The 25,373-nt window shown below is 33.1% G+C and carries 22 protein-coding genes; 13 read left to right on the top strand and 9 right to left on the bottom strand.

Annotated elements, in window-relative coordinates; genetic code table 11:
• Window positions 1-69 precede the first annotated feature (69 nt).
• From BUE22_RS16665 to BUE22_RS16655, 3 genes are all read right to left on the bottom strand, one after another.
• Window positions 70-528, bottom strand: coding sequence for a tungsten formylmethanofuran dehydrogenase (locus BUE22_RS16665; RefSeq protein WP_073396628.1), 459 nt, complete (start codon window positions 526-528; stop codon window positions 70-72).
• Window positions 529-925: 397 nt separating this feature from the next.
• Window positions 926-5,245 carry a glucoamylase family protein gene (locus BUE22_RS23755; protein WP_073396625.1) on the bottom strand — a complete coding sequence of 1,440 codons (4,320 nt, stop codon included), beginning with the start codon at window positions 5,243-5,245 and terminating at the stop codon, window positions 926-928.
• Between the two features lie 600 nt (window positions 5,246-5,845).
• A complete protein-coding gene (locus BUE22_RS16655; protein WP_073396622.1) occupies window positions 5,846-6,589 on the bottom strand; it encodes a T9SS type A sorting domain-containing protein in 744 nt (247 codons plus the stop codon).
• 293 nt (window positions 6,590-6,882) lie between these two features.
• Here BUE22_RS16655 and BUE22_RS16650 point away from each other — a divergent pair, with 293 nt between their 5' ends.
• From BUE22_RS16650 to BUE22_RS16615, 8 genes are all read left to right on the top strand, one after another.
• Complete coding sequence (locus BUE22_RS16650) at window positions 6,883-7,383, top strand: tetratricopeptide repeat protein (RefSeq protein ID WP_242607255.1); 501 nt, start codon at window positions 6,883-6,885, stop codon at window positions 7,381-7,383.
• 126 nt (window positions 7,384-7,509) lie between these two features.
• Entirely contained in the window at window positions 7,510-8,472 is a 963-nt protein-coding gene (locus tag BUE22_RS16645) for an ion channel (protein WP_073396619.1), read from the top strand.
• A gap of 72 nt (window positions 8,473-8,544) precedes the next feature.
• Entirely contained in the window at window positions 8,545-9,441 is an 897-nt protein-coding gene (locus BUE22_RS16640) for a MerR family transcriptional regulator (RefSeq protein WP_042567344.1), read from the top strand.
• Between the two features lie 36 nt (window positions 9,442-9,477).
• Window positions 9,478-10,944 (top strand): phytoene desaturase family protein, encoded by a 1,467-nt coding sequence (locus BUE22_RS16635; RefSeq protein ID WP_073396616.1) that lies wholly within the window; start codon window positions 9,478-9,480, stop codon window positions 10,942-10,944.
• Between the two features lie 4 nt (window positions 10,945-10,948).
• A complete protein-coding gene (locus BUE22_RS16630; RefSeq protein ID WP_073396613.1) occupies window positions 10,949-11,788 on the top strand; it encodes a phytoene/squalene synthase family protein in 840 nt (279 codons plus the stop codon).
• Window positions 11,789-11,929: 141 nt separating this feature from the next.
• Window positions 11,930-12,370, top strand: coding sequence for a sterol desaturase family protein (locus tag BUE22_RS16625; RefSeq protein WP_042567341.1), 441 nt, complete (start codon window positions 11,930-11,932; stop codon window positions 12,368-12,370).
• A 137-nt stretch (window positions 12,371-12,507) separates the two neighbouring features.
• On the top strand, window positions 12,508-12,972 hold the full coding sequence (locus BUE22_RS16620; RefSeq protein WP_073396610.1) for an SRPBCC family protein: 465 nt from the start codon (window positions 12,508-12,510) through the stop codon (window positions 12,970-12,972).
• A 122-nt stretch (window positions 12,973-13,094) separates the two neighbouring features.
• The gene (locus BUE22_RS16615; protein WP_073396607.1) at window positions 13,095-14,390 is read left to right on the top strand and encodes a cryptochrome/photolyase family protein; all 1,296 of its coding nucleotides are present in this window, start codon (window positions 13,095-13,097) and stop codon (window positions 14,388-14,390) included.
• Window positions 14,391-14,826: 436 nt separating this feature from the next.
• Here the strand turns inward: BUE22_RS16615 and BUE22_RS16610 are convergent, their stop codons facing one another.
• Both BUE22_RS16610 and BUE22_RS16605 read right to left on the bottom strand, forming a co-directional pair.
• On the bottom strand, window positions 14,827-16,131 hold the full coding sequence (locus tag BUE22_RS16610; RefSeq protein ID WP_073396605.1) for an ABC1 kinase family protein: 1,305 nt from the start codon (window positions 16,129-16,131) through the stop codon (window positions 14,827-14,829).
• Window positions 16,128-16,790 (bottom strand): TetR family transcriptional regulator C-terminal domain-containing protein, encoded by a 663-nt coding sequence (locus BUE22_RS16605; RefSeq protein ID WP_042567337.1) that lies wholly within the window; start codon window positions 16,788-16,790, stop codon window positions 16,128-16,130. The genes BUE22_RS16610 and BUE22_RS16605 overlap by 4 nt, the downstream gene beginning before the upstream one ends.
• A gap of 94 nt (window positions 16,791-16,884) precedes the next feature.
• On the opposite strand from BUE22_RS16605, the gene BUE22_RS16600 reads away from it, so the two are divergent.
• A complete protein-coding gene (locus BUE22_RS16600) occupies window positions 16,885-17,796 on the top strand; it encodes a TIGR01777 family oxidoreductase (RefSeq protein WP_073396603.1) in 912 nt (303 codons plus the stop codon).
• Between the two features lie 4 nt (window positions 17,797-17,800).
• Here the strand turns inward: BUE22_RS16600 and BUE22_RS16595 are convergent, their stop codons facing one another.
• The 4 genes from BUE22_RS16595 to rmuC all read right to left on the bottom strand — a co-directional run bounded on the left by BUE22_RS16595 (window position 17,801) and on the right by rmuC (window position 21,087).
• Window positions 17,801-18,370, bottom strand: a complete 570-nt coding sequence (locus tag BUE22_RS16595; protein ID WP_042567335.1) for a YceI family protein — start codon at window positions 18,368-18,370, stop codon at window positions 17,801-17,803.
• Between the two features lie 321 nt (window positions 18,371-18,691).
• Window positions 18,692-19,087 (bottom strand): VOC family protein, encoded by a 396-nt coding sequence (locus tag BUE22_RS16590; protein ID WP_073396601.1) that lies wholly within the window; start codon window positions 19,085-19,087, stop codon window positions 18,692-18,694.
• 53 nt (window positions 19,088-19,140) lie between these two features.
• Window positions 19,141-19,689: an acyl-CoA thioesterase gene (locus BUE22_RS16585; protein WP_042567333.1), complete on the bottom strand. Its 549-nt coding sequence runs from the start codon at window positions 19,687-19,689 to the stop codon at window positions 19,141-19,143.
• A gap of 24 nt (window positions 19,690-19,713) precedes the next feature.
• Window positions 19,714-21,087, bottom strand: a complete 1,374-nt coding sequence (gene rmuC / locus BUE22_RS16580) for a DNA recombination protein RmuC (RefSeq protein WP_073396598.1) — start codon at window positions 21,085-21,087, stop codon at window positions 19,714-19,716.
• Window positions 21,088-21,288: 201 nt separating this feature from the next.
• Between rmuC and BUE22_RS16575 the strand changes: the two genes are divergently transcribed.
• The 4 genes from BUE22_RS16575 to BUE22_RS16560 all read left to right on the top strand — a co-directional run bounded on the left by BUE22_RS16575 (window position 21,289) and on the right by BUE22_RS16560 (window position 25,325).
• Complete coding sequence (locus BUE22_RS16575; RefSeq protein WP_073396595.1) at window positions 21,289-22,146, top strand: protease complex subunit PrcB family protein; 858 nt, start codon at window positions 21,289-21,291, stop codon at window positions 22,144-22,146.
• 7 nt (window positions 22,147-22,153) lie between these two features.
• Entirely contained in the window at window positions 22,154-22,549 is a 396-nt protein-coding gene (locus BUE22_RS16570) for a hypothetical protein (RefSeq protein WP_042567330.1), read from the top strand.
• A gap of 86 nt (window positions 22,550-22,635) precedes the next feature.
• Complete coding sequence (locus BUE22_RS16565; RefSeq protein WP_262489598.1) at window positions 22,636-23,151, top strand: RNA polymerase sigma factor; 516 nt, start codon at window positions 22,636-22,638, stop codon at window positions 23,149-23,151.
• A complete protein-coding gene (locus tag BUE22_RS16560) occupies window positions 23,148-25,325 on the top strand; it encodes a hypothetical protein (RefSeq protein WP_073396590.1) in 2,178 nt (725 codons plus the stop codon). The genes BUE22_RS16565 and BUE22_RS16560 overlap by 4 nt, the downstream gene beginning before the upstream one ends.
• Window positions 25,326-25,373 lie beyond the last annotated feature (48 nt).

Here is a 25,373-nt window from a genome sequence, read left to right as displayed (position 1 = left end):
TATTTTATCAGCCGCCATGTTGTCAAACCGATGTTACATCTTTGTCCTCTTAAGATATGCTTTAAATTGCTATTTTTCACAAATTTCTTTCAGCTTATTGAGTGCTTTTGGGTAGGTCTCGTTCATATAATCTAAAAAATCTTCTGTTGTATCTAAGTCAACAGTAACGGTTGTAGTGCCATTATTTTCTTCGAAGGTATAGTTTTCAAATCCGTTTGCCCATTTTTCTACTTCTGGTCCTTCTGTTATTTCCTTATCAGCTTTTAAAAGCCCATAATGTTGAATAGAAACAAATCGGTTCTGAATGTTTTCTGCTATCTTAGAAACCATGCCTCCCTTTTCTCCTTTCTCATCTATACCAATAAATAGAATTTTATTTCCCTTGCCCCAACTTCCTTCATAGGTAGATGTAGGATTAAACAATGCAGTCCATTGTTCATAGGTTGACTTACTGCTAATGCCAAGCATATAATCATATGTCTTGGCTACAGGTGCATTGATACTTACTTTGAATTGTAACTTTTTCATAATGTTAAATATTTGGTTAGATTAATCTTTCAATTCTTATTAGTAATACTAGTATTTATTTTACATACAATAACACTCGCTCACTTCAATCGATTTGCGGAATTTACAGCAGAGTACTTTTTGCTAAACGAAAATATGACTAAAATAGTATTCCACTAAATCCGCAAAACGATTAAAACCTATCTTAGGGGGAATTTATTTTTTAATCTTATATTCTAGCTCAGTTAAATTTTATTTGAATTTTTTAAATCTGCTAATAGCTAAGAAAAGAGTCGAGTTCTGCACTATCAAGGTCGAAATAAAGAAGAAAAAGCCTGAGGATTTATATTCTCAGGCTTTTTGGTCAACAAAATTTTCGATATTTTAATTCCAAAAACCTAAAGACAATTTCTTTCCTTTATTCTGTCTTATCCAAACCTGCATCGGTTACTTCTACAGTATCAACAAGCAGATCTTGATAAAAGGTTACTTCATGTACATTGACAGGATCCCATCCTCCGTTTGAAATACGGTGTAATTCAATGTAATAAATTCCTTCGAACAGATAAACATCACCTAATTGCTTTGTTTGATAATTTGTAAAACTATTGTCAGTTGTTGTAAACGGATAGATAATACTTGAAATATCTTTTATCACCAATTGAAATTTACCGGAAATACCTGCCAGTTCACATTGCCAGTGATAAATACCTGCCTCATTCACTTTCACTCTCCAAGATGCATAAGCAGCTGGATTTGTCCATCCGGCAATGCTGTAATAAGGTGGATTTCCTATCCCAATACCACTTCCGTGCAATATGGCATTTTGTCCGGCAACAACAAGGGTTCTATCTGCATTTTGATTGATAATAGGAGTTTTATCAATGTAGGGATGAATTGAAATTTGACGCACATTTACAGGATCCCATCCTCCGCCCGAAATACGGTGCAGCTCGATGTTATAAATACCAACAGGTAAATTAATTGTTCCGATGGATAAGACTTGATAGTTCTCAAAACCTCTTGTTGTAATTGTAAATGGATACGGTCCCTGATCTACTCCATTTACTTTTAGCACAAACTGTCCCGAATATCCTGACACAACTGCATCTAAAATGAAATTTCCGGATTGGATAACTTCAACGTGCCATGTGGCAAAGTTAGCATCATTAATCCATGTCCCGAGTTCATAAAGCGGCGGATTTTGAATGCTTAATCCAGGAGCAACAGCATCGATTGGATTCAAATTGAGTGTCCCATCATTGAATTGCTTAACAAAGGTGAAAAGAAGATCAACTATTCGTGACATTTCTAAGACAATGGTTGTACTGATATTATCCAGAGGAGCTGCAGGCACCGAAATAGTATACCCGGAAAATCCATCATTGGGAGTTATATCTAATGCTGTTTTGTGAATATCTGCAAGGAAATACGCTTTTACAACACTTCCATCAGGCAGATCAGGAACATTTAATTTTTCATTCAGAGGCCAATAATCAGCAAATACATGCAGGTATAGATATTGTGTTCCGTCTACAATTTTGCGGGTAGCCCTTCCCCAAAGTAATTGTGTAGTATAAGGACTGGATTGGGTTTTATCGATAGCCATTTTATTTATACTCATCCAGTAGGCAAATCCATTAAGTCTGTCGATTGCATCAGGCGGGAATGTCCCGTCTCCTTCCGGACCTACATTGAGAAGAAAATTACCTCCTTTACTAACAATATCAATTAGCTTTTGAATTAAATCTTTTTGGGTTTTCCAACGTGTATCGTGAGCAGCATATCCCCAATTATCATTCATGGTCATACATGTTTCCCAATCTGTTCCATCTCCGTTTGGCGGCATAGTGGGAATACTTTGTTCAGGAGTTTTAAAGTCTGCGGTCAAACCATCATTCATTCGGTTATTGAATATCAAACGATCTGATCCGGGGATGTTTTTAATTGCTTTCATCATTCGGTAACGAAATTCGGGTGTGCTGGAGCCTCCCATATCCCACCAAATCAGATCAATATCATAGTCATTAATCATAGTTTGAATATGAGGAACCACAATAGTATCAGTATATTGTGCCTTTTCCTGATAGGAAGCTTCATGATTTGGCGTTGTATTCTGAGGAATCCATCCCATTCCTCCAGGATTCATCCAGTCCAGACATTGAGAATAATAAAATCCAACCTTCAATCCTGCCGAATGAGCCTCTGTCACCAAGTCTTTTAAAACATCGGCTGAAATATTAGTGTCATCCTCAATATTATATCCAACGTGATGTGTGCGCATCAAAGCCAATCCTTCATGGTGTTTGGCGGTAACGACAATATATTTCATGCCGGCATCCTTTGCCATTCTTACCCATTCTGAAGCATTGAAGTTTTGTGCCGTAAAATTTTGCTGCCAGCGTGTTTTATATTCGTTTCTCGGAATCTGGGCTGCAAACATAATCCATTCGGCATATTGACCGGGTTTGTAAGGCTCACCTGTAGCGGGATCGATTTTAATAGTTCCATCTGGATTGATCCATTCCGGGCGATAAGTTGAATAATAATCCTGCATCCAATAATCAGGTCCAACTCCCGAACCTGATTTTATTAAAGTTGGTCCTGTATAGTGTCCCGCCAGTCCAGAGTAGCCTCCCCAATGCAAAAACAAGCCAAAACCTGCTTCACGCCACCAGGTCATTCGTTGATCTTTATGTTCTTTTGTCTCAAGGGTCGTTACATAAAGAGTGTTACTCAACTTAGTCAAAATATCCAGATTGTCATCCCTGCCTCTTACCGCGAAGCAGTAAATATCAAATGAATTCAAATTATGTACAGTTATTGCGTTGGCAGTAACATTTTGATAAAAAACACCTTCTTTAAATACATCGTATGAAGTTACTGCGGGAATTGCATCCCAAGATAAAGAAATAGAATTAGTCTTTACGTCGACTGCTTTTAAGTCTTTAGGATTGTTATTGTAGAAAGGATTAATATCGATCTCTGTATCGCTAAAAATTAAATCATCAATATAAACTATATCTCCAATTGCAGCATTAGCTGTATAATCAGGCTGAATACCAAACATAGTGATATTTTTTACTTTGTTTGACAATAAATCAAATACCGCTACTCCCCATTCGTTTTGTTTATCCAATGGACTTTGAGACAAGAATTCATTATTTCCTCCATCTGAAGCATTAATTCTGATCTGAGAATTCGGATTATTGCGATAATATTTCATGTACAAATACTTATACTCAGAAAGCGGTACATTTGGAGTACAGAAAAATCCTGCCCATATAACAGAATTTCCAATGCGTTCTAATTTCAGGACTTTATTGCTTATGTTTGATCCTGTTTTGTCCGGATTATCTACTACCGTAATCCGCATATCGGCTACAGGATTAACTTTTATTTGATTTGTAAAGTTGATCTTTCCGTTTTCAAAATTATCAAATACAAGTGGTTCTCTAATTATTGGATGCGGATAAAAATCCAGCTTAAAACTCAGTTTACCTAATGCTGATTGAATTTCAGGAGCCGACATAAAATAATCCCATAGCAAACCTGTACGGTAATTTTCGATCATACAAATAATAGGACCTTGGTCGATGGCCAAATAACTACTATCGACCCAATTGGCTGTTTCATTAAAAGCATCTACAAATCCTGCTTTTTCGTTCCAGATCTTTGTTCCCAGCTTCTCATAAAAATATCTCAGGGCGGCTAATGATTCTTTAGGCGTATAAGGCATTGCCGAAAGAGCAGCTGTTGGAGCAATCACACCTTTATCATTTCCCGGCGAATGTGCAGTATAAGCTATATTTCCATCACAAGCAGTCAATCCCCAGGCTTTGTTCTCGCCATATCCTTTATACCCCAGCGGATTTTGTTCGCAATAAGCTCTGTTTATCAATGTATGAGCCTGATTTTGCTGAAAATAATTTACATCATTAATACTATCTCTCAAATTTTTCGGGTTAAATCCTAAAAATGAATAATGAGAAAAAAATAAAGGTCCGCCTTTTTCACTTCCGCTTCCAATAGGAAGGGTAATGTCATAAAATTTTTGATTCTTAGTATGATAAGTACCACCAGTTGACCAACCGTTTTTCCATAAACTGGGATCTATGGGATGAGTTGGTGAAGCAACAGCCAAGATATAAGTAATCATACACTCGTTCCAACCGACGACTTGCAATGTGAGAGTATTTTGTAGCTCATTGTTACAATGCCAGTACAACTTGTTTGATCCAAATCGAAAATAATCCCAATCTACATTGTTCCAAAGTACATTGATCTTAACAACCAGACCCTGTTCTGTCAACACTGGCTGGTTGAAATACTGGCGTGCCGTAATCAAACCCTGCATTAGAAAAGAGGTTTCTACCAGATCAGCTCCATTATCATTTTTACTAAACGGAATGGTTTCACCGGTACTTCCATTAATCCAATGGGCAAAAGCCCCTTTATAATTTGTTGCCGAGTTGGTTAAAAAATCAACAATTTTATCAATACGCTCGCGTCCTTGTTCCCTGGTAATAAATCCTCTCTCAATTCCTACCAAAATAGCCATCAATCCAAATCCAGAGCCACCTGAGGTAACGATGGGCCCGGGTCCTCCCGAAACAGGTATACGCTCATGTGCCATTCCTGAATTTGCATCTGCATGATCCCAAAAGTATTTAAATGCATATTGCTGCGTTTTTGTAAGCAACTGTTCGTCCGTAAGTGTTAAAGTGGAGTTTTCCATAAGATTTAATGATTAAGTATAAATAATATTAAGTAAAGCTGTAGTATACTATTGTCGCTTTTCAATAAATAAAATGGCTTATAGAGACCTGTTAACAAAAACAAGCGTAAGTATTTTTAAATTCAGTATTCCAAAAGTGCAATTGACACATCTATAGTTATTTACCTAACATTCTGTTATTTTAAATCACAATACAGGAATTTGCATTGACAAATAAAATCCGTAGGTAATAAGATTAGGTTTTTATAAATGTTTGAAAGAATATTTCTAACGGTTTTCTATTCGGTATAAATCAAGAAATTACTGCTAGAAAAGGTGCTTTAACAGAGGCTCATTTATCTATTAAAACGCATCGTAGATGTTTTTTCTTGCTTTTAAAGGCTTAAAAATGTAATAAATATAGTACGAATATATTAATTATTATTTACAATTACACCATGAAAAAATACTTTTAAAACTTATTTATGATGATATTATCATAATAAAGCACAGATAATTAGAGCTTTAAAAAAATAAAAAAGCCTGAGAATATAAATTCTCAGGCTTTTTTATGATTCGAAAATCTTATCGAAGATTTTTACTTTACAAACTCAACAATATTTACTTTTTAATAAACTTTCCGGTTTGATTTTCAACCTTGTAAATGTAAATACCGGATGATAAAGACGAAACGTCTAAACTTATTTTATTAGAATCACTATTATTTCTTTGACTCATTACTTCTTTTCCGGTAGCAGAGAAAATTTTAATATCGGCGTTTTTATTTACTTGTTCTGGAATTGTAATATTGATAATAGAATCAGTAGGGTTTGGAAAAGGACTTAATTTAGCTAAAAGATTAAATTGATCTGTCGACAATGTACCGTTCAAAGCATAAACATCTATAATGTTACCGTCATTTTTAGATGTAACAAGTTTAAAATCTCCACCGTTAGTTTTAATGATATTTGCCCGGTTTCGATCTCCTAAATTATTAATAACATCTCCATTTTCATTCAATAAATACATTTGATTTGATGATCCGGAAATCATAACGATAAATTCGATCAGAGCGTCATTATTAAACAATTTATCACTGGGTGCATATATACTTATATAACCGGTAGCCGGGATTGGCAATGATACTGATTTGTATAACGAATGGTTTTCATTATATAGCTTGATTGAATTATCACCCGAACTAAAGTAATAATAATAGGTAGCACTTTCGGTATTGAAAGAAAACGAATAATTAGAATATAGTACCGAATTTGACAGACTATTATCATATGAATGCTCAAGAGAAATTTGGCCTTGTAATTTTACAAATCCTAAAAGTATTGCAATAAGTAATGTTTTTTTCATTTAATTGTTTTAAGGTTATTATTATTTTTTTGCTTTATTATTTGCACAATGCAGTCTATTTAAAAAACCTTCTTTGGTTTTTCCACTCCGTAAATATATTGATTTAGTTTACAAACTTATTTTATCACACAAAAATATATCTGCTATTAATTGTTTTTTAAACTGGCAAATACATACTCAATTATTTCATCATTTCCTCACTTTTTTTTTACAAGAAATCACTTTACAAAATAAAACTTTTGCTAAATTCGTCTCGAAATTAATCAACCATTAACCTAACCCCAAATTAGTTTATGAAACACCTACTACTCGTATCATTTATGATGATTACCAGCCTTACATGGGCACAATCTGCAACTGCTTATTTTGACAAGGCGATGAAAAAAGCCGAAGCCGGCAATACAAAAGGTGCTATCGCGGATTACACCAAAGCCATCAGCATGAATTCGCATTTTGTAGAAGCTTACGCAAACAGAGGCGTGGCAAAATACAAATTAAATGACTTGCAAGGAGCTCTTGCTGATTTTACTAAAGCAATAGAGTTAGACACAATGAATTCTGACGCCTTTACAGGAAGAGCAAACGTACAGTACAAATTATTGAATTACGACGCTGCAGTCGAAGATTGCTCTTATTGTCTAATGATGAATCCTAAAGATTATGTTGCCTTAAATCTTAGAGGACTTTGTTACAATAAAATGGGAGAAAAAAAGAAATCATGTAAAGATTTCTCTAAAGCAATCGAATTAGGAAGCCAAAGTGCCATCAAAAACAGGGCAACTTTCTGCAAATAAAATTGAATAAACAAAAACACAAAGCAATCTGTAAAATCATTTTTTTTTCAGGTTGCTTTTTCTGTTAATTACCTACCAACTCTGTACAAAAGATATTACTACATTTGTTCGATAAATTAATTTTCAATGGCACTTCTTAAAATACTAAACAATAAAGCCAAGACAGACGAAAATTCTGGTTTTGGAACCAATGCAAACAGTTACGGAGGGAGATTTGTAAACAAAAACGGAACTGCTAATATTGAAAAAAGAGGAATGAATTTACTGCGTCGAATTAGTTGGTATCACACCATGATCGACATGCCAAACTGGAAATTCATGTTTATTCTATTTTCCTTTTACATTATAATTAATTTCATTTTTGCTATTTTATACTATGCAATCGGCATAGAACATCTTGACGGAATTGCACAATCGCAAAGTGTTTTAACCCAATTTGGTCAGGCTTATTTTTTTAGTGCACAAACTTTTACCACCGTTGGTTACGGACATATTAGTCCAACCGGTTTTTTGACCAGCGCTTTATCTGCTGCCGAAGCTTTAATCGGTTTATTGAGTTTTGCCATTGCGACAGGATTATTTTTTGGAAGATTTAGTAAACCAACCGCTTTTTTAAAATTTTCACACAACGCATTAATTTCTCCTTATAAAGAACAAAAAGCATTAATGATTCGGGTTGTTCCTTTTAAGAACACCAATTTTACAGATGCAAAAGCAAAAATCACTTTAGGAATGAGCGTTGAAGAAAATGGCGCCAGAACCAATAAATTCTATACTCTTGATCTCGAATTAGACCGGATAAATGCACTTTCATTAAGCTGGACATTGGTACATGCCATAACAGAAGAAAGTCCGTTGTATAATTTTACAGAAGATGATTTCAAAAAGACTCACGGTGAAATTCTGGTCTTCATTACTACTTTTGATGATATGTTTAGTAATACAGTTGCAGCACGAACATCTTATACATTTAATGAGATTATTTATGGCGCAAAATTCGAAACAATGTACAACAGAAGCAAAGATGGTACTAAAACGATTTTGTATCTCGACAAATTAAATCAGTATCATACTACAAAGTTCTTATAAATCATCATTTTAATCAAGTTTTAAAGGTAATGTCAGATTTTGTTTTATTTTTGTTCACCCAATTAATCTACAATGATAAACAACATAAAGACTGTTTTCAGCATAAAGGATCTGGAAAACCTATCAGGAATAAAAGCACATACAATTCGTATCTGGGAGAAAAGATACAATATTCTTGAACCCATGAGAACGGATACTAATATTCGTCTTTATAATTTACACAGCCTACAAAAACTTTTAAATATAACCTTACTGCACGACTACGGTTATAAAATTTCTAAAATATCAACTTTTCCCGAAGAAAAAATCCCACAATTAGTTCGTGAGATTATATCAAAGAAAAATGCTCAAAACTATGCCATTACCTCATTTAAAATGGCAATGATGAATTTTGACCAGGAAATTTTCTTCAATACATTCGACTGGCTTATTTCTGAAAAATCGTTTAAGGAAGTTTTTAAAGAACATTTTCTTCCCTTATTAAAAGAACTCGGATTACTTTGGCAATCTGAAACGATAACTCCGGCAAACGAGCATTTCATGAGTCATTTGATCAAACAAAAGATTTTAATTTATACAGAAAGCCTTCAAATACTTAAACCAACCAAAACCGACAGAATTTTTGTTCTTTCGCTGCCTTTAAACGAAATTCACCAAATTGGATTATTGTATCTGCAATATGAAATTTTATCTAAAGGATACAAAACCATTTATTTAGGAGAAAGCATGCCAATCGAAAATCTTCAGGATCTTACCAAACATTTTGAAAACATCACGTTTGTTTCTTTTATGACTATTCAGCCTGATCGCAATGTTATCAATCAATATGTAAAAACGATGGGGCAAAAATTACTTCAAAAAACCAATGAAATATGGCTTATGGGTAAAATGACTGAACATATAGATAAAAATCTACCTGACAGAATCAGAATTTTTGACTCGATGGAAGAAACAATAGAATCGATTTAATATTTTGTTTAAAGTTTTTGTATATTTGTTAAACAAATGACAAAAACAATCGCAATAATAGGATCAGGCTTCTCTGCATTAGCCGCTTCGTGTTACCTGGCTCAACAAGGAAACAAAGTCACTATTTACGAAAAAAACGACACAATAGGCGGTCGCGCAAGGCAATTTAAAAAAGACGGCTTTACCTTCGACATGGGGCCAAGCTGGTATTGGATGCCCGATGTATTTGAACGTTTCTTTCATGACTTTAACAAAAAAACCTCTGATTATTACGAACTAATAAAACTAAATCCTGCTTATAGGGTTTATTTCGGGATAAATGACTTCATTAATATTTATGATAATTTAGAAGAAATAAAATCCACTTTTGAAAATATCGAAAAAGGAAGTGGTGCAAAACTTGAAGGTTTCATTAGTCAAGCAAAAAGCAATTATGATATTGCTATTAAAGAATTGGTTTATCGTCCCGGAGTTTCACCATTAGAATTAATTACGCCACAAACCATTCTAAAGCTCAATCAATTTTTTAGCACTGTCAGCAACGACATTAGAAAAGAGTTCAAAAACGAAAGATTAGTTCAGATTCTTGAATTTCCCGTTCTATTTCTCGGAGCCAAGCCATCTAAAACACCTTCGTTTTATAATTTTATGAATTATGCCGATTTTGGTTTAGGAACCTGGCATCCAAAAACCGGAATGTTTGATGTAATTCGGGGAATAGAAAAATTAGCTCTCGAATTGGGAGTTACAATCGAAACCAATTCACCAATCGAAAAAATAGTAGTCGAAAACAAAACCGCAACAGGAATTATAATTAATGGAAAAATCATTAATGCAGATATTATTTTAAGTGGAGCAGATTATCACCATACCGAAACTTTATTAGACGAAACATTCAGAGCTTATTCTGATAAATATTGGGAAAGCCGTGTTTTTGCACCTTCTTCCCTACTCTTTTTTGTTGGTTTTAATAAAAAAATAGAAAACACTACACATCATGCTTTATTTTTTGATGTAGATTTTAATCAGCATGCGGCTGATATTTACGATCATCCAAAATGGCCGGATGCTCCTTTGTTTTATGCCAATTTTCCATCAAAAACAGATAAAACAGCAGCGCCGGAAGGAATGGAAAGTGGATTTTTCCTTATTCCGTTAGCGCCAGGAATAAACGATAGTGAAGAACTTCGAGAGGAGTATTTTGAAAAGATAATCACTCGTTTTGAGCAACTTACACAACAAGGCGTTAAAAATAATATTATATTTAAGAAGTCATTCTGTAAAAATGATTTTGTGACAGATTATAATGCATACAAAGGAAATGCATACGGAATGGCCAATACATTATTACAAACTGCTTTTTTAAGACCAAAACTAAAAAGTAAAAAAGTACGTAACTTATATTTCACGGGGCAGTTAACTGTTCCCGGACCAGGTGTTCCGCCAGCTTTAATTTCAGGAAAATTGGTTGCCGAGTTAATTCAAAAATCTATTAGACCGTAAAAAGATGAAATCACTATTTGATACAGTTTCTTTTAAATGTAGTAAGTTGGTAACCAAAAACTACAGCACATCCTTCTCGCTGGCGGTAAATATGTTATCACCAAGCATTAGAGATGGTATTCACAGTATTTATGGGTTTGTTCGTTTTGCAGACGAAATTGTCGATTCATTTCATGATTACGACAAAGAAAACCTCATCAACGATTTTGAAAAAGAATATTACAAAGCCATTGAAAACGGAATTAGTTTAAACCCCATTCTAAACTCCTTTCAACATACTGTAAAACAATATAATATTACTGATGATCTTGTTCAGGCATTTTTAAAAAGCATGAAACTCGATCTCATTAAATCAAATTACGACACACAAACAGAGTACGAAGATTATATCTATGGTTCTGCCGATGTTGTGGGTCTAATGTGCCTGAAAGTTTTTGTAAAAGGAAACAATCAAAAATATGAACAGCTCAAACACGAAGCAATGAGACTGGGATCGGCTTTTCAGAAAGTAAACTTTCTTCGGGATCTAAAAGATGATAATTTGGTTTTAAACCGAAATTATTTTCCGGGCGTTGATTTAAAATCTTTTGATGAAAATGCAAAAACTGCCATCATCAAAGAAATTGAAGAAGATTTCAGAATTGCTTATCAGGGAATTGTAAAATTGCCTATCGAAGCCAAATTTGGAGTTTATACAGCTTATGTTTATTACAAAAAACTGCTCAAAAAACTTAAAAACACACCTTATTATGAAATTGGAAATTCAAGAATAAGAGTTTCAAATTACACAAAAGCCGGGCTTTTAGCACAATCTTTTGTAACTTACAAATTGAAATTGGTGTAAAAAATCTACCCGATTTTTGTCATTTCGACGAAGGAGAAATCACATAAAGTAAAGACATACAGTACGTCGCTCTCTGGATGAGATTTCTCCTTCGTCGAAATGACAAACCGAAACTAAAATAATAACTTCAACAAATACAAAATGATTTCTTTTTTAATCTTTTTAGGTGTTTTTTTATTCATGGAATGCATTACCTGGCTTACGCATAAGTACATTATGCATGGTTTAATGTGGTATTTCCATGCAGATCATCATCAGCCCAAATACGAAAATACTTTTGAGCGCAATGATATTTTCTTTGTCATTTTTGCTATTCCAAGTATAACTCTTTTTTATTTTGGAGTTCAGGGCGGATTCAACTATTTATTTTTTATCGCCTGCGGTGTTACACTTTACGGAATATGCTATTTTTTAATTCACGATGTTTTGATTCACCAGCGTTTTAAATGGTTTAAAAACACCAAAAACAAATACCTCATCGGTTTACGAAAAGCACATAAAATACATCATAAACATTTAGGAAAAGAGCACGGAGAATGTTTCGGAATGTTATTTGTGCCTTTCAAATACTATAAAATGTAGAATAATTTGGGCGTCCCCCAAGGGTCGGGCTTTCCGTTCCCGCTTTTTTTTGTTCGGCAAAGCCTCTCAAAAAAAGAGCTCCACTACAATCCCTAACGCAACTGTGTCTTCAAGAACAATTCGTAATAATTAATTTCATGAAAGTATATAAATTAGAAACCGTTCAGCATTTAAACGCCACAATTGAAGAATGTTGGGACTTTTTCTCAAGTCCAAAAAATCTTCAAACCATAACACCTAAGGATATGACTTTCGAAATTCAGGATTATGACGGCAAACGTATGTATCCCGGACAAGTTATCACCTATACGCTAAAACCTCTTCTCGGCATCAAAATTAACTGGATGACGATCATTACAGTTTCAGAAGAAAACAAATACTTTGTTGACGAACAGCGTTTTGGCCCTTATGCATTATGGCATCACAAACATTTTTTTGAGCCAACAGAAAATGGGACAAAAATGACAGATATTGTTCATTATGCATTGCCTTTAGGATTTTTGGGTCGCATCATGAATACTTTGGTAGTTAAAAACAAACTCAAAACTATCTTTGATTACCGTCGCAACACAATCGATGGATTATTCAAAGCTAAAACATAAATTGTTTTTTTGCCACAGATTTTAAGATTTAAAAGATTATATCTAAAATTAGCCACGAATTCACGAATTAAAATAACTAAAAAATTCGTGAATTCGTGGCAAAAAAAAAGAGAATCAATAAAATGACAAAACAAAAAGTTACTTTTTTCTGGTTTCGACGTGATTTACGTTTAGAAGATAATACAGGATTATTTGAAGCCTTACAATCTGATTTTCCCGTAATTCCGTTATTTATTTTTGATGATGAAATTCTGGAAAATCTTCCTAAAAATGATGCGCGAGTAAATTTTATTTATGATTCACTTCAAAAAATAAATGCTCAACTTTCAGAATTTGGCACTTCACTTTTAATTAAAAAAGGAAAAACACTTCTGGTTTGGCAATCACTTCTGGAAGAATTCGATATTCAAAAAGTATTCTTCAATAAAGATTATGAACCTTTTGCTATCAAAAGAGATTTGGCAATTTCTTCTTTACTACAAGAAAATAATATCGAAACTTTTTCATTTAAAGATCATGTGATTTTTGAAGAAAAAGAAATTACAAAAGCAGATGGGCTTCCGTACACGATTTACACACCATACAAAAACAAATGGCTGGAAAAATACCATCTTTCAGGACAAGCCCCAGAATATGAAACAAAAGCTTTATTAAAAAATTTTGCAAAAAATCAGTTTCCCTTTCCAAAATTAGCAGCAATAGGTTTTGAAGAAAACAGCATAAAAGTACTTCCTCATAACTTAACTCAAATTGCCAATTATAAAGAAACTCGTGATTTTCCGGCTTTGGACAGTACGTCGTATCTTTCACCACATTTACGTTTTGGAACAGTTAGTATTCGAAAATTAGTAAACTGGGCAAACAAGAAAAATCAAACGTTTTTAAGTGAATTAATCTGGAGAGAATTTTTTATTCAGATTCTATTTAGTTTTCCTAGTGTTGTAAATCACAATTTCAAATCGGCTTACGACGGAATTCAGTGGCGTAATAACGAAGACGATTTTAAACGCTGGTGTTCCGGAACTACAGGTTACCCCATGGTCGATGCAGGAATGCGTCAGCTTAACGAAACCGGATATATGCACAATCGTGTGCGTATGGTTGTAGCAAGCTTTTTATGCAAGCATTTGCTAATTAACTGGCAATGGGGCGAAGCTTATTTTGCAGAGAAACTGTTAGATTTTGAATTGGCATCCAACGTAGGAAACTGGCAATGGGCTGCCGGAACAGGTTGCGATGCTGCACCCTATTTCAGAGTATTTAATCCCGAAATTCAACAAAAGAAATTTGACGAAAAAGGAATCTACATTCGCAAATGGATCCCTGAATTTGATTTTGGTTATAACGAACCAATGATTGATCATGCCTTTGCAAGAGATCGCGCGATTGCGACTTATAAGGCTGGAATTATTAAATAAATTCCAAAAGTAAAAAGTAAAATTTCAATATAAAAATTCCAAATTCCAATTGTTTAGCGATTAGATACCTTTGTCAAAAATTTAAACTTAACAAAGTTTTGCACACGCAAAGAAAAAAAATAAAGACAAAGCAAGTCCCAGAGGGGACGTTATATTTATAGAATATATACACGATTGATTTTAAAGCTCCAGCGGAGCGAAATCTATCTTTCAGCTTGTAGAATATGTCACCCCTAAGGGGCTCTTTTCAAAAAACACATAAATTCTATAAATATAACGTCCCCGCTGGGACTTAATGATAAAATAATGACTTTTGATATAGCGGAAATCAGATTCCTTATTAAAGAGAAATCTCTCCAAAAACCTTTGACAAAAGTTTCCTAAAAATTGGAATTTGGAATTTATCCCGACACTTCGGGATTGGAATTTTATATTCCTAGTATTTCAAATAATTATCTACTTTAATCTTCGCCTTTAAATCAAACATCAAATTATACAAGCCAAAGAAAGTACGGTTCATATAAATAAAGTGTTTAGAACCGCGATTTCCGTTCATTTTTTTGAGATTGGTATCGTTAGAAAAGCGTTCGCCTAATTTGGCAATATTTTCAAAGAAAGTTTCATCTGCAAAATCAAATGTTTCTTCCTGAAAAGGTTTTGTAAAAAGTGACAATAAATCATGAAACATCTCTGTAAAATATTCAATTTCCGAAGGTGAATCGTCCGGGCGAAGAATTTCTAACTCAAACAATTTTTCATTAAAAAGAGCTGGATCTGTAATCACGTTTTTATTGATTAACTCAAAATAAGGCACGTAAAAGTCTGTCGGAATTTGTTTCATACAGCCAAAATCCAAAGCAATCAGATTATTTTGATCATCTACCAAAAAATTCCCCGGATGTGGATCTGCATGAACTTTTCTAAGAACATGAATTTGATACATATAAAAATCCCAAAGTGCCTGCCCAATTTTATCCGCAACTTCAGGATTTGTATTAATGGCGGTAAACTCAGAAAGATGAATCCCCGTCATCCAGTCCATCGTAATAATTTTCTCTGATGAAAACTCAGGATAATAATTCGGAAAAAGTATACCTTCTATTTTACTGCAAGCTTCTACAACTTCCTTACTTTGTTCCAGTTCTAATAAATAATTCGTTTCTTCTATCAGTTTATCTTCAACTTCCTTAAAATATTTGTCAGAGTCTTTTCCCTGCAAATTAAACATTCTGATTGCAATAGGTTTAACCAAAGCCAAATCTGAAGAAATACTATTCGCAACACCCGGATATTGAATTTTAACGGCTAGCTTTTTACCATTTTTAGTTGCTAAATGCACTTGCCCAATACTTGCTGCATTTACAGAGTTTGCATTAAACTCATCAAAGATTTCATAAGGTGTTTTCCCAAAATTAGTTTTAAATGTTTTTAAAACCAATGGGGCAGATAATGGCGGAACAGAAAATTGTGAAAGCGAAAACTTCTCTACATAAGCCTGAGGCAAAAAATTCTTGTCCATACTTAGCATTTGCGCCACTTTAAGTGCGCTTCCTTTTAGGCTTTTTAAACCGTCGTAAATATCTTCAGCATTATTCTCGTTGAGTTTATCGCGGGTTAAATCAGGATTTACTATTTTTTCAGCATAATGTTTAACGTAGTTTACCCCAATTTTGGCACCAGTCTGCACTAGTTTTCCGGCTCTTTCTATTTTTGAGGTTGGTATATAATCTATTGTTTTCATTGTTTGTTGTATATTTTTTCTTTAAAAAGAAATTTTCCGAAATCTAAAAGATGGTTCAATGGCGCAACATTCATTAACTCAAACGAAGCGTTTACCGATTTTTCGATAAAAATATCCGTTTTTTCAAAAGCCGGAGACGCATCATCCATCCAGAATTTAATCGTCATCATTAATTGCAGCCAGGCCGATTCCTGAATTCCTTTTTCCTGAAATTTTTGAAATTTTTCCTGCTCAATTCTATAATCATCTGTCAGGATTTCTGAAACATATTCTTTAAAACTTTCTCGAAGCAATGATAATTGCGAAAGGTTTTTTAAGGGATTTCTATCTATTTTTAATGATTGCAGGACGTAACTTCTGTTGGCAGTCAGTATTTCGAAAAAAGTAAAGTAAAAACTCAACATTTTGTTTTTCATATCATACTCCTGGTAATCTGCATTTTTATGAAGCAAATCAACTGTATTGACAAAAAAGAGCCTGAAAATTTCTTTTTCTAAACCTTCCAATGTTCCAAAAAAAGCATAAAATTCTGTTTCTTCAAAATCATTTTCTTTTGCAAAATGGTATACAGATTTTGGCTTTTGCCCTTTCTCTAAAATCTCATTCATGTATAGCGAAACGATATCTTCTTTGTTGATTATCTTCTTTTTAGTATCCATTTTAATTAATTTAGAATTCGCCTTAAAGGTAAGCAATGTTTAATTATCTTTACTAATCGCTAAACAAGATGCACTGTTAAATATATTATAAATCATGTCCAAAAATGTCTTACTTACCGGCGGATCAGGGTTCATTGGCAAATACTTAACCGAAGTATTAATTGCTAATGGTTTTTCGGTTTCTGTACTAAGCCGCAGTGATCGAAAAAATACTCCTTTAATCACTTATTACAAATGGGATTTAGAAAATGATTTTATAGAGGAAGAAGCCGTCCTTAAGGCAGATTATATTATTCATTTAGCAGGTGAAGGAATTGTTGAAAAACGATGGACAGAAAAACGCAAAAAAGCAATTCTGGAAAGTCGGACAAAACCAATCAAACTAATTTTTAATATTTTAAAGAAGAAAAACAAATCACTGGATGCATTTATTTCGGCTTCGGCTATTGGAATTTACGGCGCATATACCAGCAAACAAATTTGTACCGAAGACCAGCCTCCGGCAAATGACTTTTTAGGGATAACCTGCCAAAAATGGGAAGATGCTGTTGATGAAATTAATTCATTAGGAATTAGAACCGTAAAAGTAAGGACTGGAATTGTTTTTGGAAAAAATGAGGGCTTTCTTAAAAAGATTAATCCATCATTCAAAGCAGGTTTTGGCACTATTTTAGGTTCCGGAAAACAGTATTTGCCCTGGATTCATATTGAAGATCTGTGCCAGATTTATTTAAAAGCTGTCATTGATCCGGAAATGCACGGTGCATATAACGCTGCGATTACAGACAATACTACCAATGGCTCATTTTCTAAAATTCTGGCTAGCCTGTACGGATATAAAATCTGGCTCCCAAAAGTACCTGCTTTTTTAATTCGCTTTGCTTTGGGCGAAATGAGTGTTGCTGTTTTGGAAGGACAAAGAGTTTCTTCTGAAAAAATACAACAAACGGGTTTTGAGTTTCAATTTACTGATATCGAAACTGCACTTTCTCATAGTTTGTCATGATTTTTTATTTTAAAGTTAAAAGAGCCAATTCCTCGTTTCTAATAACTCCGGTCAAACCTGTATTTGCAGTCGATGAGATTTTTGAACCGATTTTCATCGGGATTGAAATATCAAAATCAGATACCAAAATTGGAAAATCAGAATGAATTTGTATTCCTTCATTAACTTTTTTCAACAAGGCTTTTACTTCAATTTCTCGTGATTTTCCGTGTACGGTTAATTTTCCTTTTATCAAATATTCCTTTTCGGCGTCATCAATATCTTTAATATCAAATTTTGCAATTTTTCCTTTAAAAACGGCTTTAGGATAACGATGGCTCTCTAAATAGTTTTCATTAAAATGTTCTTGCATTAAATCTAATTTAAATCGAAAATCTCTGATTATAACTGTACAAATAAATGTACTGGTTTTAGGCTCTAAAACTATCACAGCCGATCTATTTACTGCTTTTATTTCTTCAAAAAGAGGAATGGATGCCTCAAAATTTACTGTGGCTGTATTGGTTGTAAATTTTTCCTGAGCATACAAAGAAAATGCAGTAAAAAGCAAAATAAGTAAAGTAGTTCTTTTCATAATCGTCAGCAATTAAACAATTATGTCACTCCATTTTTTAAATTAAAATAGACAACTGAAAAAATCAGTTTTGAAAAATCGAATGGCAGTTATTCCGTTAAATATAGCAACTTATATATACACTTAAAGTTACGTAATTTTCCGGAGCTTAGTCGCTGGTATTATGCTAAATATTTGTGAAATGTTTTTGCTCTTCAAATGCAGAATGAGGCAGAAATATTGGTGATGAAGTATTGTCTCTACGGGACACTTTGAAGTGGATATGTGTGTTTCAAAGTATCCCGTAGGAACTATATGATAATTAATTTGTGAATTAAATTCCTATCCTTCAACTTCGGTACAAATTTCAATTAAAAAACCATCAAGATCTCTCACATACGCTACAACTTGACCCCACGGTTTTTGTGTTGGTTCTTTTACCAATATTGCACCAAACGAAGTTGCTTTTTGTACAAGTTCGGGCACATCATCGGTTATAAAACCTATTTCTATTGCAAAAGGTTTGTTTTCTAAACTGCTTTCAATAAAACCATCTTCTAAATTTTGTGCTGCCAGTTTTTTTGATGCAAATGAAAGCGTAGTTTCGCCAGTAATCAATTCACCATAATCATTATCAGGTGTAATAAATTTTCTTGAAAAACCAAAAACGTTTTCATAAAACACAATCGACTTTTCTACATCTTCTACATATAATATTGTATATCCAAATTTGACCATTTCTCTTCTTTTTAATAATAGATTTCAATTTACAAAAATCATTTTAAATAGAATTATCCTATTTCTAACAAAACATTGTATTTATCTAAACTTGCCAAATCTTCTATAGAATTTACATTCGTAATTTTTGCATGATCTTCTAATTCTTTTTTAGCTTCTATTTGTTTGATGCATTTTCTAAATCTGCGTACTTCATCCAAACTAGATAAAATAAGCCCTGGAACCTGCACACTTTTGCCTTCTTTATCTTTTGCTACCATTGTAAAATAAGACGAAAGACAATGTTTTACGGCACCAGTCTGAATATTTTCAGCTTCAACACGTATGCCTACAATCATGGAACTGCGTCCTACGTAATTTACGGAAGCCTTCATTGTAACTAATTCTCCTACTTCGATAGGCTTTAAAAAATTCACTGTATCAACTGAAGCCGTAACACAATAATTACCGCAAAATTTTGATGCCGAAGCAAAGGCAATCTGATCTAATAATTGAAGAATATATCCTCCATGAATTTTACCACTGAAATTGGTATGCGATGGTAACATTAATTCGGAAATACTAATTTTTGATGATGAAACGGGCTTAAAATCTGTAGTCATGTTTTTATTCTGTTTGGTTAGGTTTTAATTTAGGGATTGACTTTCGTCTGTATTTGCGGCTCTTGTAATAATATTTTCCGGAAGCGATTTTTTGGCCTTCGCTCCCATTTTCTTTAATCTTTCTACACTCGAAATTAGATTACCTTTTCCATCAACGAGTTTGTTCATTGCATTCTCATATTCGGTTTTGGTATCTTTTATTTTGTTTCCAATTTTTACTAAATCGGTTACAAAACCTTCAAATTTATCATACAATGCACCGGCCTGTCTTGCAATTTCAAAAGCATTTTCCTGCTGTTTCTGATTGCTCCACATACTATCAATGGTGCGTAAAGTGGCCAATAATGTGGTTGGCGTTACAATTACAATATTGCGATCAAAAGCTCTGTTGTATAACGTAGAATCTTCGTTTAAAGCAATCGCAAAAGCGGGCTCTATTGGTATAAAAAGCAATACAAAATCCGGGCTTTCAATTTGATATAAATCATGGTAATTTTTACTCCCAAGCTGTTCTACGTGTCTTTTAATCGAAAGCACGTGTTCTCTTAAAAAATCACTTTTAAGAATCTCAGACTCTTCGTTGATCCATTTTTCATAGGCTACCAAAGAAACTTTCGAATCGACAATCATTTTCTTTCCGTCTGGTAAATTAATTACAACATCCGGCAAAACACGCGTTCCTTCTGTATTGGTAAAACTTTGCTGTACTTCGTATTCTCTTCCTTTTTCCAGTCCGGATTTTTCCAAAACACGTTCCAGAACCAATTCGCCCCAATTTCCCTGCATTTTACTATCGCCTTTTAATGCTTTTGTTAAGTTTAAGGTTTCTTTACTCATTTGAGCATTCATTTCACTTAAACCTAAAATTTGCTGACGTAAAGCTGCATGATAGTCAATACTTTCTTTGTGTGTCTGATCTACTTTTTGCTCAAAAACATGAATTTTATCCTGTAAAGGCAACAAGATACTTTTCATATTTTCATTGTTTTGTTCTGTAAATTTTGCCGATTTTTCTTCGAGAATTTTATTCGCCAAATTTTCAAATTCTTTGGTGAATTTTTCCTGAAGCTCTGTTATTTCTGCTTTTTGTTCTTTATGCCTTTCCCATAAATTTTCAAAATCTACTTCTTTCTTTGAAAGCTGTATGGCGAGACTATCCTTTTCGGTTCTGATATTTTCTTTTTCCAGATTATTTTGCTGCAAAAGTCTTTCAAAATTTTTTCTGTCATTTTCAAATTGCTCTTTCTGCAATTGATACTGATTTACATTGGCATTTAATCTTTCTTCCAAGCTAACTTTTTCAGATTGAAATTTAGCCGAAAACAATATTCTTCCAAAGTAAATACCTAGTAGCAATGCGATTATAAAAACCAATAAAAATGGAAGGAAGTCGAACATAACTAAGTTGTTTTTTAAGTAAAAGTACGCAATAATACGTAGTCCCGAATTTTAAAATTTAAATTTCACGAATTATTATCAATTCAAAATTAAACAAACATTCTGAACCATTTTTCAAAAAAATACGCTCAAAAAAAACCGTTCTACGCAACCTTTTTAAAAGATGATTATCTATTAAATATAACCTATTAAAAAAATATCATGAAAAAAATAATGCTTGGCTTATTTATAGCTTTTGGAATTAGTGCCTGCTCCCTTAACAACGATGATTTTAATACAGATTGCGGACCTGATGTAAATGTGCCTTTTACAGGATTTCCTCTTTTATGTAATTATAGTGTAAAAAATATGCCTAATAACCCTCAGGCTATTTATATAGATACTCAGGAAAGTATGGATAAGGCATTTACAAAGCATGAAAACACTTGTGCTGTTGCCAGTGATCCTAATATTGATTTTACAAAAACCCATTTAGTTGGGGTTTATGCCGGAGCAAAACCAACAAGCGGATATGAAATTAAAGTCACTTCTATGTATGAAAATAGCTGTCAAATGATTATCACCTTTTATGAAAAAAGCCCACAGGCAGGTGAACAAATTACACAAACACCAACTTATCCTTCAGACTTTATTTTAATTCCTGCAACTAAAAAACCACTTGTTTTTATCAAAACTTCAGAGTCTCCTGATAATATTATTATTGGAAACATTGGCAGTATTCGTAATTTCTATCAATTAAATGATTTTAACATTCTTAAATTTCAGGATGTTGCTTACGGAAGTTATAGTTTTGAGCAATACAAATATACCAGCACAATAAAAAGAGGCGAATATACTTTGTTCTTAAAAAATGTTCCAGCTGAAATTTTAAATATTAAAGGTCAGACCAAAACGTACGGTGCTCCGGATACTGCAGATCAGGGCGGCGTTTATTTTCAAATGCGTCAGGCAGGAACTGTTACTAAAATTTTCATTGATACTTATGATACTGCAGATCAAAGCGACGCTATAAAACTTTTCAAAAAAGCCATTCAGGATAAAATTACAAGTTTAAAATAATCCGATTATGAAAAGAATTTTATTGTTTTTTATTGCCTTTTGTCTTTTTTCAAGCTTTTGTGCTACAGAAAAGACAATAAATTCCAATGCGATAGTAAATACCTGGATTTGGGAAAAATCTATTGGAGGAACCAATAATCCTTACACGGCTACACCAAAAACAAGTGGATTTACTAAAAAAGTAGTTTTTACTTCTGATGGAAGGGTGATCACGTATAAAAATGATGTAGAGATTAGAAACAGCAGCTATGAAATTGGAAAAGGCCTTGGTGCAGCAGATAATCTGGAACATGACCTTATTTCGTTTGAAGGTAAAACTTATGTAATCGAAAAGCTTGATAATCAAAACCTAACCATTTTAAGCAATAACTCAGACGCTACCCGGACTATTTTTAAAAGATAGTTAAATGAGTTAAAAAAAGCTAATTTTGCCAAAACAAATCTAACCACTTTTTGAAAGACGATTTAGAAAAATATATTCGCCAATGCATGCAAAATGAACGAGAGGGACAACTGAAAATTTATCAGTTGTTCTCTCCGGTTTTATATGGCATTTGCTTAAAATATATGAAAAACGAAGATGATGCAAAGGATGTTTTTCAGGAAGCATTTATTGTTGTTTTTCAAAAAATAAATCAGTTTAAGTTTGAAGGAAGTTTTGAAGGCTGGATGAAGCGAATTTTTATAAACAAACTCATTGAGGCTTTAAATAAAAAGAAAAAAGAAAGTTTCTTTTTGGATGTTTTTGATCCTGATACCGATTTTATTGAAGAACAGGAACTGGATATCCCGCCAATAGAACAAGAAAAACTGTTAGAATATATTCGGGATTTACCAGATCAATACAGGACGGTTTTTAACTTGTATGTTTTTGAAAAAATGAAACATAAGGAAATAGCCGAATTACTAAAGATCTCAGAAGGAACATCAAAATCAAATTTAAACAGGGCCAAGCGCATTTTGCAAAAGAGAATTTTGAGCATAAAAAATTTTAAGACAGCATGAAAAAGCAAAATATAGAAGATATTTTTTCATCAATGGAAAACTTTTCAAGTGTTCCGCCTCCTGAATTATGGAGTCAGATTGAAGAAAAACTAGACAAACCAAAAAAGAAAAAAAGAGCGATTCTTTGGTGGTCTGCTGCCGCATGCTTGTTATTGGGTTTAATGCTTCCAACTGTTTTACATTTTAGTTCTGATGCAGGAATTAAAACTATTGATAATAGCTCTAAAAATAATAATGTTGTTCTGGACGAGAAAAATACAGACTTAAATGATTCAAAAACAAGAAGCATTGAAGAAAACAATATTCAGAAAGATACAATTATCAACGAAATAAAAAGTGCAGAAAACGCTGTTGCGCTGGGAAACTCATCTGAAAAAGAAACAAAAAACATATCCGATCCTTCTAAAATCAATCAAAATCAAAAAACGACAGTCAGTTCTATAAACACCAAAAACAAAAGCAATAAAGAAGGTGTTTTAAATGGAAAATCAAATTTAGAAGTAAATAAACCAAATCAGGCAGTAGCCGAAAAATCATTTGCCCCAAATAATGAGAATGGCTTTAATACCGCTTCTAAGGCTGAAACATTAAATTCTGAAAAAAGAAATTCAAATCAGGCTGTAGCTGGAAAATCTCTTGTTCCGAATAATGAAAATACATTTAATTCGCCTTCTAAATTTCAAATACCAAATACTGAAAAAGTAAAAGCAAATCAGGCTGTAGCCGAAAAATCAGTCGTTCCTAATAAAATAAACACCTTTAATTCTGGTTCTAAAAATCAGTTTTCTAATATTGAAAATGCAAAAGTAAATCAGGCTGTAGCCGAAAAATCAGTTGTTCCGAATAAAACAAATTCGTTTAATTCTGGTTCTAAAAATCAGTTTTCAAATATTGAAAATGCAAAAATAAATCAGGCTGTAGCCGAAAAATCAGCTGTTACTAATAAAACAAACACCTTTAATTCTGGTTCTAAAAATCAGTTTTCAAATATTGAAAATGCAAAAACAAATCAGGCTGTAGCCGAAAAATCAGCTGTTACTAATAAAACAAACACCTTTAATTCTGGTTCTAAAAATCAGTTTTCAAATATTGAAAATGCAAAAGCAAATCAGGCTGTAGCTGAAAAATCAGTTGTTCCGAATAAAACAAATTCCATTAATTCTGGTTCTGAAAACCAAACACCTTCTTCTATTTTCGAAGATAAACTGAATTTAAAAAACGAGAACAATCTGGCTTCAAATCCTTTTAATTCAGCATTAAATAAAGATCAAAAAACAAATACGGCTGCAAAAGGATTTAAAAACGAAATCATAACAAACGAAAGAGCTATTGCTGATAATCAAAAAAGCACTTCAAAATTTGGTGATGCATTAAGTAAACAAGATTCTGTTCAATTGGCTGAACTTCAAAATTTAGAAAAAGGTATTGTTACCGTAACTCCCGAAACTAAAAAAGAAAAAGAAGACAAAGCTATTGCTAAAAATGAAAAATGGGCTGTGGAAGTTTTTGCCGGAGTTGCCAATTCTGAGAATTATAAAAATGACAAAACTTTAGGCAACGTCAACGATTCTAAGCAAAGTAACAGTTACGGTGTAAAAACGAAATATAAAATCAATAAAAAGTGGGCTGTAAGTTCTGGCGTAAAATTCAATGAATTGGGTCAGAGCATTGCCAATGTTTCTTATATGAGAACTACAAATGCTTTTTTGACTTCAAGTGATTATTTCAACCAAAATGCAACGGTAGCTACTTCTCATATTACAAATAATGCCAATTATATATTTGTGCCTACTAATACAATAATGGCTTTAAAAAGTGATAATTTAGAAACGGGAAAACTGGATCAGAATTTAAGATATCTTGAGGTACCATTGGAGGTTTCGTATTCTATTTTTAATAAAAACAAAACCAATATTAGTTTGAATACCGGTGGTTTTGTAGGTAAATTAATTTCAAACGATATGGCTTTAAATGGCAGTTCTATTGGTGAAAATGTAAACGCAAACGATTATGTATATGGCTCACTATTAAGCACTACTGTACAATATCGCATTTATAAAAAAACAAATGTTTTTGTTGAGCCTGCAATGAATTATTATATAAATCCTTTAAGCGAACAGTCTTTCAACCAATTTCAATGGGGGTTAAATTTTGGTTTGAATGTTTCATTTTAAACTTGTTTTTGTTGTACTTTTCAAGAAAAATAACAACAAATCAGCATT

Source organism: Flavobacterium pectinovorum (assembly GCF_900142715.1).
GTDB lineage: Bacteria > Bacteroidota > Bacteroidia > Flavobacteriales > Flavobacteriaceae > Flavobacterium > Flavobacterium pectinovorum.
The sequence above is the reverse complement of the archived record's forward strand: the minus strand, read 5'-3'. Positions and strand labels throughout refer to the sequence as shown.